This window comes from Segnochrobactrum spirostomi, assembly GCF_009600605.1.
Taxonomy (GTDB): Bacteria; Pseudomonadota; Alphaproteobacteria; order Rhizobiales; family Segnochrobactraceae; genus Segnochrobactrum; species Segnochrobactrum spirostomi.
The window spans coordinates 355626-367600 of sequence record NZ_VWNA01000002.1 but is presented as its reverse complement, the minus strand read 5'-3'; the positions used below and the strand labels follow the sequence as shown (position 1 = coordinate 367600).

11 protein-coding genes are annotated in these 11975 nt (G+C 67.5%); 9 read left to right on the top strand and 2 right to left on the bottom strand.

Going from position 1 to position 11975, the window contains the following annotated elements; genetic code table 11:
* Positions 1-41: 41 nt before the first annotated feature.
* Both F0357_RS20190 and F0357_RS20185 read right to left on the bottom strand, forming a co-directional pair.
* Positions 42-1337 (bottom strand): ROK family protein, encoded by a 1296-nt coding sequence (locus F0357_RS20190; RefSeq protein WP_312861753.1) that lies wholly within the window; start codon positions 1335-1337, stop codon positions 42-44.
* Positions 1338-1376: 39 nt separating this feature from the next.
* Positions 1377-2243, bottom strand: a complete 867-nt coding sequence (locus F0357_RS20185) for a sugar phosphate isomerase/epimerase family protein (RefSeq protein WP_153488570.1) — start codon at positions 2241-2243, stop codon at positions 1377-1379.
* 293 nt (positions 2244-2536) lie between these two features.
* Here F0357_RS20185 and F0357_RS20180 point away from each other — a divergent pair, with 293 nt between their 5' ends.
* From F0357_RS20180 to F0357_RS20140, 9 genes are all read left to right on the top strand, one after another.
* On the top strand, positions 2537-3616 hold the full coding sequence (locus F0357_RS20180; RefSeq protein ID WP_153488566.1) for a Gfo/Idh/MocA family protein: 1080 nt from the start codon (positions 2537-2539) through the stop codon (positions 3614-3616).
* A gap of 5 nt (positions 3617-3621) precedes the next feature.
* Complete coding sequence (locus tag F0357_RS20175) at positions 3622-4566, top strand: carbohydrate kinase family protein (protein ID WP_153488562.1); 945 nt, start codon at positions 3622-3624, stop codon at positions 4564-4566.
* A gap of 278 nt (positions 4567-4844) precedes the next feature.
* Entirely contained in the window at positions 4845-5858 is a 1014-nt protein-coding gene (locus F0357_RS20170) for an isopenicillin N synthase family dioxygenase (RefSeq protein WP_153488558.1), read from the top strand.
* A 154-nt stretch (positions 5859-6012) separates the two neighbouring features.
* Positions 6013-6396 carry a VOC family protein gene (locus tag F0357_RS20165; RefSeq protein ID WP_312861752.1) on the top strand — a complete coding sequence of 128 codons (384 nt, stop codon included), beginning with the start codon at positions 6013-6015 and terminating at the stop codon, positions 6394-6396.
* Positions 6397-6453: 57 nt separating this feature from the next.
* The gene (locus F0357_RS20160) at positions 6454-7539 is read left to right on the top strand and encodes a BMP family ABC transporter substrate-binding protein (RefSeq protein ID WP_153488554.1); all 1086 of its coding nucleotides are present in this window, start codon (positions 6454-6456) and stop codon (positions 7537-7539) included.
* Between the two features lie 64 nt (positions 7540-7603).
* The gene (locus tag F0357_RS20155; protein WP_153488550.1) at positions 7604-9196 is read left to right on the top strand and encodes an ABC transporter ATP-binding protein; all 1593 of its coding nucleotides are present in this window, start codon (positions 7604-7606) and stop codon (positions 9194-9196) included.
* Positions 9189-10307: an ABC transporter permease gene (locus F0357_RS20150; protein WP_153488547.1), complete on the top strand. Its 1119-nt coding sequence runs from the start codon at positions 9189-9191 to the stop codon at positions 10305-10307. Before F0357_RS20155 ends, F0357_RS20150 begins: the two co-directional genes overlap by 8 nt.
* The gene (locus F0357_RS20145; RefSeq protein WP_312861751.1) at positions 10304-11242 is read left to right on the top strand and encodes an ABC transporter permease; all 939 of its coding nucleotides are present in this window, start codon (positions 10304-10306) and stop codon (positions 11240-11242) included. The genes F0357_RS20150 and F0357_RS20145 overlap by 4 nt, the downstream gene beginning before the upstream one ends.
* Positions 11243-11269: 27 nt before the next feature.
* Positions 11270-11950, top strand: a complete 681-nt coding sequence (locus F0357_RS20140; RefSeq protein ID WP_153488540.1) for a cysteine hydrolase family protein — start codon at positions 11270-11272, stop codon at positions 11948-11950.
* The last annotated feature ends 25 nt before the right edge of the window (positions 11951-11975 follow it).

Below are 11975 nucleotides of genomic sequence, written 5' to 3'. Positions count from 1 at the left end.
CGGTCTTCCAGCCTAAGCCTTGCCCTCTCAGCCTGTCGCGCTCAGCTTTCGGCCTGCCGGTCGTCGGAGAGCAGTTGGCGGAAATAGAGGTGACGAAAATTGTGGCTGGTGTTGACGAAGATCGGCAGCATCGCCGCGCCGGTCACCGCCGCATCCTCGATCAGCGTCGCCGGAATGAGCCGCGGTTGCATGCGGTCCCGCCGGGCCGAGGGCGTCGGCCGTAAGGGATAGGCCCGATCGACCAGCCGTTCGATCAGCGCCCGCGGGAAGGCCCCGCCGACCGCGATGAAGCCGGGATCGAACATCACCTCGATGATGGTCGCGACGTCGCGCAGAACGTTGCCGGCGGAGGCGAGCCAATCCATCAGGCGATGGTCACGCTGGTTCAGGAGACCAAGGATGGTGTCCTCGGTCAGGCGCGCCTCGTCGAGCCCGCAGGCGGCCGCGAGCCCGCTGATCGACAGGAGGCCGGCCTGCGGCCCGCCGGCGGCCGCTCCGCCCGCCGCATTCCGATCGTCCGCCCAGACCGGATTGCGCCCGAGCCCGGCGATCGGCAACAGGCCGATCTCGCCGGCATTGCCCGCGGCGCCCTTGAACGGATAGCCGTCGATGATGAGGCCCGCCCCGGTGCCGTGGCCGACATAGCAATAGACGAAGGTCGCTTCCTGCGGATCGGGACGGTGGATGCGCTCGCCGATCGCCGCCGCCGTCGCGTCGTTCTCGACCAGGATCGGGAAGCCGGTGAGCCGCTGCAATTCATCGGCGAAGGCGACGTCGCGCCACGCTTCCCAATGCGAGATCGAGAAATCGAAATCGTAGACGTCGGAATTGAAGGTCGGCAGGACGAGGCCGATGCCCCAGCAGCGATCCTTCGGGAGGCCGCTTTCGGCGACCACGTCGCGGATCGCATCGGCGAGCTGGCGGACGGTATGTTCGGGGTCCTTGGTGTCGCAGCGCAGCATCCGCCGGCCGCGCTCGTTGCGCTTCAGGTCCAGCGCGACGAGGGCGATCACGTTCTGATCGAGGTGGATGCCGATCGAGAAGCCGGCCTCGGCATGGGCCTCGAGATAGATCTGGGGCTGGCCGCGCAGGCCGGACGAGCGTCCGGCCTCCGAGATCAGCCCCTGATCGAGCAGTTCGCGGGTGATCGAGGAGATCGTCTGCGGCTTCAGGCCGATGATGCCGGAAATCTCGACCCGGCTGATCGGCCCGCGCTGAAAGATCGTCTCGAACACGAGGCGCCGGTTGTGGATGCGCGCGTCTTCGATTCGGCTGCCGGCGATCCGGTCTTCTCCGTCCCGGGCGAGGCCGTCGTCGAACCGGTCCAAGATCGTCACGGCGCTGTCCTCATGCGCACGTCGCCCGGCGCGGTGCGGCTAAAGTCCCAGATTGCGCAGAGCTTGCCGGTTGTGACGGGCGATCGGAAGAGGCTTTTCGGGCGGGCAGGGATACATGTCCTGCTCGTAGACCGCATAGCCGTCGAACCCGCGAGAGGCAAGGAAATCCCGGACTTCCGCGAAGTCGACGATGCCCCGGTCGAGCTCGCACATGACGCCCGACTGGAAGCCCTCGATGAAGTTGATGTTCTCCCGGCGGATCTTGTCGAGGAGAACGGGATCGACGTTCTTGAAGTGATAATAGGGGATGCGGTCGGCGAAGCGCTTCATGAACGCCACGGCATCGGCCCCCGTATAGGCGTGGTGGCCGAAATCGAAGCAGAGCCCGACCTCGTCCGGTTTCGTCTCCTCGAGCAGGCGGATGACCTCCTCCTCCGTCTCCACGCCCGAACCGACATGGGGATGGAAGGCGAACGACAGGCCGTGCTCCTCGGTGACGTAATGCGCCGCCGCGTTGACGATGGCGATCATCGTGGACCACGCTTCGGGGCTCAGCGCGCGGACCTGACCCGGCGCCGGCAGGTCCGAATCGTCCATCACCACCACCCATTCGGCGCCCATGGCGCGCAACAGGCCGCAGGTCTGCTCGAGCCGCGGGCGTAGGCTGTCCATGGCATCGGGACGCGCGAGCAGGTGAACCAGTGCAGAGCCGCAAACGCTGATGCCGCGACGGCCGAGTTCGTCCTGAAGGCGGGCCGGATCGGTCGGCAGATAGCCCCACGGACCGGTCTCGGTGGCGGTGAAACCGGCCTCCTGAACCTCGTCCAGATAACGCTGCCAAGGGGTCTGCCGCGGGTCCTCGGCATACCAGACGCCCCAGGCGTCGGGGGCGGTCGCGAGCTTCATGATGTCCTCCGGGGTCGTTTAAATCCTGGATAATACATTAAGCTCCGCTGCGCCAGCCTCGAATGGCCCTGAGACACCCCGAGGCGGCCCCTGACCGACACGGTCCACACCGTTCGACCGGCAGAGCAGGGGCCGATATCGCACCCTTTCGCCTCCGCGCTGACCAAACAGAGGCGGAAACGCCGTGCAGAAAATCGCTTGATAAAATCACTATCTCGTATTTATTCATCGGACATGCCCCTTCGCTCCTGAGGCGCCGCTCCCGCACGCGGCGTCCGCAATCGGAATCCGTCATGCTCAGACTTGGCCTGATCGGGCTCGGGGAAGTTGCCCAGCTCATCCACCTCCCGATCCTCCAGCGGCTCGGGGATCTCTATTCGCTCGCCGGCGCCTACGATCCCTCGCCCTCCGTCGCGGCGGCCGTCTGCCCGCGCTGGGGCATCGCGCGCACCTTCGCGACCGCCGAGGACCTGATCGCGTCGCCCGACATCGACGCCGTGCTGGTGTTGAGCCCCGATCAATATCACGGCGCCCATGCGCGGGCCGCGCTGCAGGCCGGCAAGCACGTCCTGATCGAGAAGCCGTGCTGCCTCGAGAAGGACGATCTCGCCGCGCTCTCCGCCGTCGCCGAGGCGTCCGACCGGGTCGCGATGGTCGGCTACATGCGCCGCTTCGCGCCGGCTTTCGTCGAGGCCAAGGCGCGGCTGCCCGAGCTCGACGCCATCACCTATGTCCGCGTCCGCGACGTGATCTGCGAAGGCCCGTGGTTCTTCCAGCAGGTCGATCAGGTCGCGGTGCCGCCCGGCGACATCCCGACGGCGCTCCTCGACGAGAGCCGCAGCCTGCGCGCCGGCATGGTGGACAAGGTCATCGGCGCCGACGCGCCGGCCGACCTGCGCACCGCCTACAGCGTGCTGACCGGCCTCTCCTCCCATTCGCTGTCGGCGATGCGCGACCTGATCGGCAGCCCGAAGCGGGTGATCGCTGCGGAGGTGAAGCAGGGCGGCGCGCAGATCACCGCGCTGTTCGATTACGGCACCTTCACCGCGCTCTACGAGTGCATGATCGGCGACGTCGTCCGCTTCGAGGCGGGCTTCGAGATCAACACCCGCACCGAGCGGCTCGCCTGGGAATATCCGACGCCTTATGTGCGGAACCTGCCGATGGTGCTCGACGTGCAGCACTCGACGGCGCACGACAACAGCCTGACCCGGCTCGGCCCGTTCTATCAGGACCCGTTCGACGCGGAGCTGCGCGCCTTCCACGCCGCCGCCACCGAGGGCGCCGAGAACCGCACCCCGCCAGCGGAGTCGGCCGCGGACCTCGATCTCTTCGCGGCGATCATCGCCGCCGCCCGCCGCACCGCGGACTGATCGCGATGCAGCCGCTCGTCGTTCTCGGCAACGTCAATGTCGACCTGATCCTCGGCCCCGTGGCGCCGTGGCCGCAGGTCGGCATCGAGATCTTCGTGCCCCACGACGAATTGCGCGTCGGGGGCTCGGCCGGCAACACGGCGCTCGCCTGGGCCGGGCTCGGGGTGCCGTTCCGCCTCTGCGCGAGCCGGGGCAACGACAGCTTCGGCGACTTTCTCGTCGAAGCCTTTCCGGCGGGCAGCGTGTCGTGGACACGCACGGACGCCAAGACGACGCTGACCATCGGCGTCACCCATCCCGACGGCGAGCGCACCTTCCTCACCACGCGCGGCCACCTGCCGCTCTACGGACCCGATGAGGCGCTGGCGGCGTTGCGCGAGGTTCCGCTCGCCGGCGGCTGGCTGCTGCTCTCCGGCGCGTTTCAAACCGAAGCCCTGATGCCCGGCTACGGCCGGCTCGTGGACTACGCCCACCGCGTCGGTGCCCGCGTCGCGATCGATCCGGGCTGGCCCCCGGCCGGCTGGACGGAACCGGTGCGCGCCTTCGCCCAATCGCTCCTCGCGGTCAGCGATTGCGCGCTGCTCAGTGAGGTCGAGGCGACGAGCCTGACCGGCTGCCCGTCGCCCCTCACAGCGGCGGAGGTCATCGCCCGCACCATGCGCGACGGTGCCATCGCCGTCGTCAAATGCGGCCCGAACGGCGCGGTCGCCGCCGGTAAGATCTGCGGCACGTGGTCGGTCCCGGCCCCGCAGGTCGAGGTGGTCGACACGATCGGGGCCGGCGACGTCTTCAATGCCGGCTTCCTCGCCGCGATCGCCCGCGACGAGCCGATCGAAACCTGCCTCGCCGACGCCGTCGCCCTCGCGTCGCGCGCCATCTCGACCTCCCCGCGCTCCTACGCGCCGGTGGCAGAGCCGCCGCCGATCCGTGCCGCCGCCGCGGGACGCTAACGATCCAGTCCGGGATCATGGGCGGCGTCCGCCTCTGGCGACACCGCCTCGCGCACATTTCGTTCGCAGGAATGTGCCCGCTCAGATTCTAGGCACGACGAGCCGTGCAGATCATTTTTTGATCATCCGGTAAAATTTCAAGTACAAGTTCTGAGACTTTCTGGCTCGCGAGCCCTGGCATACCTCTTGCTTATTGTAATTCGGAAGATGGCGGCTCCGACACTTCGCGCAGAAGTCGGGGGCTTCCTTCTGCACACCAATAAGACGAGGGCCTTCAGATGACCTTACTTGAGGTTCCGGTGATCGATTTGAGCCCCTACAAGGCGGGAACGCCGGAGGGGAAACGAGCGGTTGCCGAGAAGATCGGACAAGCCTGCCGCGACATCGGGTTTCTGGTCGTTTCGGGCCACGGCATCCCCGAAGATCTGATCCGCAAGACCTACGACGTGTCGGCCGCGTTCTTCGCCTTGCCCCACGGCGAGAAGATGAAGTGCGAGCGCCCGGCGCCGGACCAGGTGCGCGGCTATTCCGCCGTCGGCGGCGAGGGCCTGTCCTACAGCCTCGACGAGCCGACGCCGCCGGACATCAAGGAATCCCTGTCGATCGGCCCCGTCGACGTCCCCGCAGGCGATCCCTACTACACGTCAGCCGCGGCCGGCCCGCATTTCGCGCCGAACGTCTGGCCGGCGGTCCCCGCCGAGCTGAAGGATCTTTGGGAGGACTATTTCACGTCGGTGGACGCGCTCGCCACCGATCTGATGCGCCTGTTCGCGCTCGCGCTCGACCTCGACGAGCACTATTTCGACGGCACCATCGACCGCAACATCTCGATGATGCGGGTGCTGCGCTACCCGCGCCAGACGGCGGAGCCGCTCCCGGGCCAGCTCCGCGCCGGCGCCCATTCCGACTACGGCAGCATGACGATCCTGCGCAAAGAGGTCGGTGACCGCAGCCTCGAGGTGAAGAACAAGGCCGGCGAGTGGGTCGGCGTCCCCGTCGTCGAGGGCACCTTCATCGTCAATATCGGCGATCTGATGCAGCAATGGACGAACGACACCTGGACGTCGACGCTGCACCGCGTCGTCAACCCCGGCATGTCTTCGGAAGAGAACATCGACCGGCTGTCGATCGTGTTCTTCCATCAGCCGAACTACGACGCCGTCATCGAATGCTTGCCGAGCTGCCTGGCGCCCGGCGAGAGCCCGATATATGCGCCGATCAGCTCCGGCGATCACCTGAAGAGCAAGTTCGTCAAGCAGACAACCTTCGGCAAGGGCGAGAAGGCGGCCTAAACGCGATCGACGGGTCTGCGGGCCTGCCGCCGCAGACCCTTCGGCAGCCCGGTCGAAGGGCATCTCGAAGCGCGGGCGTTCGTCCAAGCCAGTCCGCTTCTCACGGGGACGTCTCGGCGCCCCCATCGTCGCGACATTCAGAGGATGAATAGACGTGAATCTGTCGTACGTGAACATCTTCACGAAGGACATCGAGGCGCTGTCGGGCTTCTACCGAGACCTGTTCGGGTTCGAGGAAATCCCGGAGATCCGCTCGCCGATCTTCGTGGGCTTGAAGACCGGACAAAGCTGCCTCGGCTTCAACGCGCAGGAGGCCTATGACCTCCTCAAGCTCTCCGATTACGCGCAGCCGACCGGGGTGAAATTCCTCCTCAACATCGACGTCGACAGTGCCGAGGACGTCGATCGCCTCACGCCGCTCGCGGTCGCCAAAGGCGCCAAGCTGATCAAGGCGCCCTACAAGACCTACTACAACTGGTACCAGTCCGTGCTGCTCGACCCGGAGGAAAATGTCTTCCGGATCAACAAGATGCTTTGACACGTCACGATCCCCAGCGGCCCGCAGAGGCCGGATTCCATCCAGAGGAAGACCGAGATGAAGATGTCCAAGATGGCGGTGGCCCTCGCGTCGGCCGCCTGCCTCATCACCTCCGCGATCGCGGTCGCGGCGCCTTTCAAGGTTCAGGGCGATCCGAAGGTCGCGATCATCCTGTTCGGCCCCAAGAACGACGGCGGCTGGAGCCAGGCCTTCATGGAAGCCTTGCCGGCGATGGAGAAGGCGCTCGGCGAGACGATCCCCGTGGTCGACAAGGTACCGGAGGACGCCGCCTCCATCACGCCGCCGGCCGAACGCTTCATTCAGCGCGGCTACAACGTCATCATCGGCACCGCCTTCGGTTATTCCGACACGTTCAAGAAGCTCTCGGAGGCGCACCCGGACGTCGCCTTCCTCAATGCGAGCGGCACCACCAACGGCCCGAACCTCGAATCGTTCTATGGCCGCACCTATGAGAGCCAATATCTCTGCGGCATGGCCGCCGCAGCGGCCTCCAAGACGGGCAAGCTCGGCTTCGTGGCGGCCAACCCGCTGCCGGTGGTGAACTGGACCATCAATGCCTACGAGCTCGGCGCCAAGACCATCAACCCGAACGCGACCGTCACCGTCGTCTTCACCGGCGCCTGGAACGATCCGGTCAAGGAGCGCGCCGCCGCCTCGGCCCTCATCGACGAAGGCATCGACGTCATCGGCCAGCACGTCGACACGCCGACGCCGCAGATCGTCGCCCAGGAGCGCGGCGTCTATTCGACCGGCCACCACCGCGACCTGACCGAATTCGCGCCGAAGGCGAACCAGTGCTCCTCGATCTGGACGTGGTCGAAATTCCTCGTGCCCGAGCTCGAGAAGATCAAGGCCGGCACCTGGGAGCCGTCGCCCTACGGCGCCTTCCCGGGCATCAAGGAGGGCGGCACCGATATCTCCTGCTGCGGCTCGGCGGTCTCGGAGGAGAACAAGAAGAAGATCTTCGCCGCCCGCCAATCGATCATCGACGGCTTCCCCGTCTTCGTCGGACCGCTCAAGGACCGCGACGGCAAGGAGCGCCTCGCCGCCGGCCAACCCATCAGCGACGCCGATCTCTGGAAGATGGATTGGTTCGTCGACGGCGTGATCTCGCAGAAATGACCTCGCGACGGGCGGCGCATCTCCCGCGCCGCCCGCGCCCTTCGCGCCTTCGAAGAGCTGCTTCATGACAACCGCCACCCTGGAACTCGACCGGGTCACCAAGACCTTCGACGGTTTCCGCGCGCTCGACGGCGCCTCCTTCACCGCCAACGCCGGCGAGATCCATGCGCTGCTCGGCGAGAACGGTGCCGGCAAGTCCACCTTGATGAACGTCTGCTGCGGGCTCTACACGCCCGACAGCGGCGGCCTGCGCCTGTTCGGTGAGCCGACCTATCTTTCCGGCCCGCGCGAGGCGGCGGCCCGGGGCATCGGGATGGTTCATCAGCATTTCAAGCTGGTGCGGCCGTTCTCGATTCTCGACAACGTCCTCCTGTCGCGGATCGGCTCGGGAGAGCGTCTCGCCTCCACGGCGCGCGAGCGGCAGGCGATGATGGCGGCGATCGCGGAGAAGGCGGCGCTGCTCGGCGCGACCGTCGATCCGCATGCCCGCGTCGATTCCCTCTCGATCGCCGAGCAGCAGCGCGTCGAGGTGATCAAGGCCTTGATCGGGGGTGCCCGCATCCTGATCCTCGACGAGCCGACCGCGGTGCTCACCGATCAGGAGGCCGAGCGTCTGATGCAGACGCTGCGCGGCCTCGCGGCGACCGGCACCACCATCGTGCTCGTCACCCACAAGCTGTCGGATGTGAAGCGCTTCGCCGATCGGGTCACGATCCTGCGCGCGGGACGAACGGTCGCCTCCGTCGATCCCGCGGCAACCTCGATCGAAGAGCTCACCCGTCTCACCGTCGGCGACGCGCTGCCGATTGCGGCCGAGACGCCGCCCGAATTCGGACGCCGCAGGCTCGAGACGCTGAACCTGAGCGTCCGCCGGAGCGACGGCTCGCGTGCCGTCGACAATGTCTCGTTCCATGTCCGGGCCGGTGAGATCTATGCCCTCGCCGGGGTCTCCGGTAACGGTCAGAGCGAATTGACCGAGATGCTGATGGGTCTGCGCCAACCGGAGTCCGGCGCCATCCAGTTCGAGGATGCCGGCGAGGCCCTGACCGTTCTCGATCCGGCCGAACTCCGCCGCCTCGGCGTCGCCTTCATCCCGGCCGACCGCTACCGATATGCGCTCGCCGGCGGCCTGTCGGTGCTCGACAATTTCGGCATTGGCCGCACCGCCCGCGGCGCCTACGGCTCGTGGGCCTGGACGCGACGCGGGCGGATGCGCGCCGACGCGGAGCGCGCCCTCGCCGAGTTCGACGTGCAGGGCGTGCGTAGCCTCGCCCAGAATGCGGCGCTCCTGTCTGGCGGCAACGCCCAGAAGCTCGTGATCGCCCGCGAGTTCGCCGATCAGCCCGGGATCGTCGTCGCCCAGAGCCCGAGCCGCGGCCTCGACGCCCGCGCCACCGCCGCCGTTCACGCACGGCTCAAGGAGGCGGCCGGGCAGAGCGCCGCCGTCCTCCTCGTCAGCGAGGACCTCGACGAGGCGATGAAGCTCGCCAACCGGATCGGCGTGATGGCGCGCGGACGGCTCGCGGCGGAGTTCGAGGCGCCGTTCGATCGGCAGGCGATCGGCCGCGCCATGGTCGGAGACGCCGCGAAGATCGAGACGGGGCCGGCGGCCGAACCTGTGCCGACCGGCGACGAGGCAACGGTGATCCATGAGTGACGAGGTGTCTACGATCGTCGCGCCGTCGGCGGCGGGCTCCGGCGCGAGGCGCCGGTTCGGCCAGATCTCCATCGAGGTCCGCCGCAATGCCAGCTCGGGCTTGAGGATCGCCGCCGTCGCGATCGCCCTGCTGGTCGGGCTCGGCCTCTCCGCCGTGGCGCTCGTCCTCGCCGGCGTGCCGGCGGACAGCCTCGCCGACGAATTCATCATGGCGACGCTGTTCGATCCCACCAACTTCAAGGCGGTGCTGTTCCAGGCGTCGCCGCTGATCCTGGTCGGCCTCTGCGCGGCGATGGCCTTTCGTGTGCGCTTCTGGAATCTCGGCATCGAGGGGCAGATGATCTTCGGCGGAATCGGCGCCACGATCGTTTCGCTGCTCAAGCTCGGTCCGGACCCGGCGCGCCTTTATCTGATGGCACTCGCCGCGATGATCTGCGGCGCCCTGTGGGCGTTCATCCCCGCGCTCCTGAAGCTGCGGCTCGCCGTCAACGAGATCATCTCGACGCTGCTTCTGAACTATGTCGCCTATTATGGGCTCCTCCACCTCCTGTACGGGCCGTGGAAGGACCAGGACGGCTTCCCCCATTCGCCGTCCTTCGCCCCGTCCGAGCTGCTGCCGACGCTGTCCTCGGGGATGAGCGTCTCACTCCTTATCGCCGTCGCCGCCGCACTCCTGATGGCCTATGTCGCGGGCCGCAGCCGGGCCGGCATCTTCATGCGCTTCGTCAGCGCCAACCCGAGCGTCGCCCGCGCCCTCGGCGTGCCCGTCGGCGGCATGGTCTTGTCGGTGGTGCTCGCGTCCGGCGCGCTCGCGGCGCTGGCCGGCTTCACGGTGGTCAGCGGTCAGGAAGGGCGGCTGACCCAGTCCTTCTTCGAGGGCTACGGCGTGTCCGGCGTCCTCATCGGCTTCCTCGCCCGCAACAACCCGATCGCGGCGGCGATCGTGGCGTTCCTGATGTCGGTTCTCTTCGTCGCCGGTCAGAACCTCCAGGTGTTCTATTCGATCCCGTCGTCGATGGTTCAGCTCATCCAGGCCGTGGTCGTGATGTGCGTCGCGGCGTCCGATTTCCTCGTCGTCCATCGCATCCATTGGATCAGGGGGACCCCGTGAGCGGCTTTCTCGTCACCTGGCTCGCGAATGTCCCCCAACTCGCCGTGCCTTATGCCCTGGCGGCGCTCGGTCTCATCATCTCGGAGCGGGCCGGCGTCCTCAACCTGACGGCGGAGGGGCTGATGCTCGTCGGCGCGCTCGCCTCCGTCGGCACCCTGCTCACCTTCGAGGTCCATCCCTTGGTGGCCATGGTGGTGGGCATGATCGCGGCGGGCCTCGTGTCGCTGGTGTTCGCCTTCCTCGTCATCACCCTGCGCGTCAACCAGGTGATCGCCGGGCTCGTCATGGTCTTCTTCTGCCAGGGGCTGACGAGCCTCCTCGGCAACCTGTGCGGCTGGACGAGCAAGGCCTTCACCGGGCTCGCCCCGTTGCCGCTCGGCCCGCTCGCGGACCTGCCGGTGCTGGGGCCGATCCTGTTCCGCCAGGATCTCGTCGCCTATCTCGTGATCCCGATCTTCCTCGGGGTCGCCTACATGCTGAGCCGGAGCCGTTTCGGGCTCCGCCTGCGAGCGGTCGGCGAGAACCCCGAGGCGGCCGATGCGATGGGCATTCCAATCTCCGCGACCCGATTCCTCGCGGTCGCCGGCGGCGGCCTTCTCGTCGGCCTCGCCGGCGCCTACATCGCGATCGCGAGCGTCAAGATCTGGGTCGACGACATGACCGCCGGCCGCGGCTGGATCGCCATCGCGCTCGTCATCTTCGCGCGCTGGAACCCGTGGCGGGCGCTGATCGGCGCGCTTCTGTTCGGCGGTATCCAGGCCGTGATCCCCAAGCTCGCCGCGGCCGGGATCATGCTACCCCAATATCTCGTGATGACGACGCCGTACCTCGTCACCCTCGCCGTGATGATCTGGGGGTCGGTGCGCCATCTCCATCGCCCAAGCGACGAGCCCGGCGCGCTCGGCCAACCCTATGTGCGTGAAGAGCGGCGCTGAGCGCCGGCCCGCCGGAGGACCATGATCATGCAAGCTTCCGTCTATGGCGCGCGGATCGAACTGCCCGCCGCGTTCTCGGAATTCACCAGCCGGGCGGGAACGGTCGCGATCTCCATCGACCTCCACCAAGGGCACCTGTCGGCCGATCCGGATTGCCCGTGCCCGGCACCGCGGGCGCGGGAGGTGGTTGACGGCGTCAACGCCTTTCATGTCCAGGCGCGCCGCCTCGGCGTGCCCGTCATCCATGTCCGCTCGACCCTGCGGCCCGGCGGCGTCGACGACGTGAACGGCATCCCGTCGGCGTGGCGAATGACCTTTCCCTTGTTCGTCGGCCCGATCCCGAACGCGGACGCCCACGCCCTCGCGGGCAGCCGCTGGACTGACTTCGTCACCGACGTGGAACCGGGCGACCTCATCGTCGAGGGCAAGAAGCGGCTCTCCGCCTTCTACCCCACCGACCTCGATTTCCTGCTGCGCAATATGGGCGCGCGGCGGGTCGTGCTGACCGGCTGCATGGCCGATTGCTGCGTGCTCAACACCGCCTTCGACGCCTCCAATCTCGGCTATCGCGTCACCGTGCTGGAGGATCTCGTCCGCGGCACCGACGAGGCGCTCGAGAAGGCGGCGCTCGCCATGATCTCCCTTCACCTCGGCGTGGTGACCGACAGCGCCACGCTCGTCGCGGAATGGGAGCGGGAGGCGGTCTGACCGGGCCGCAACCTCGGCCCGCGCC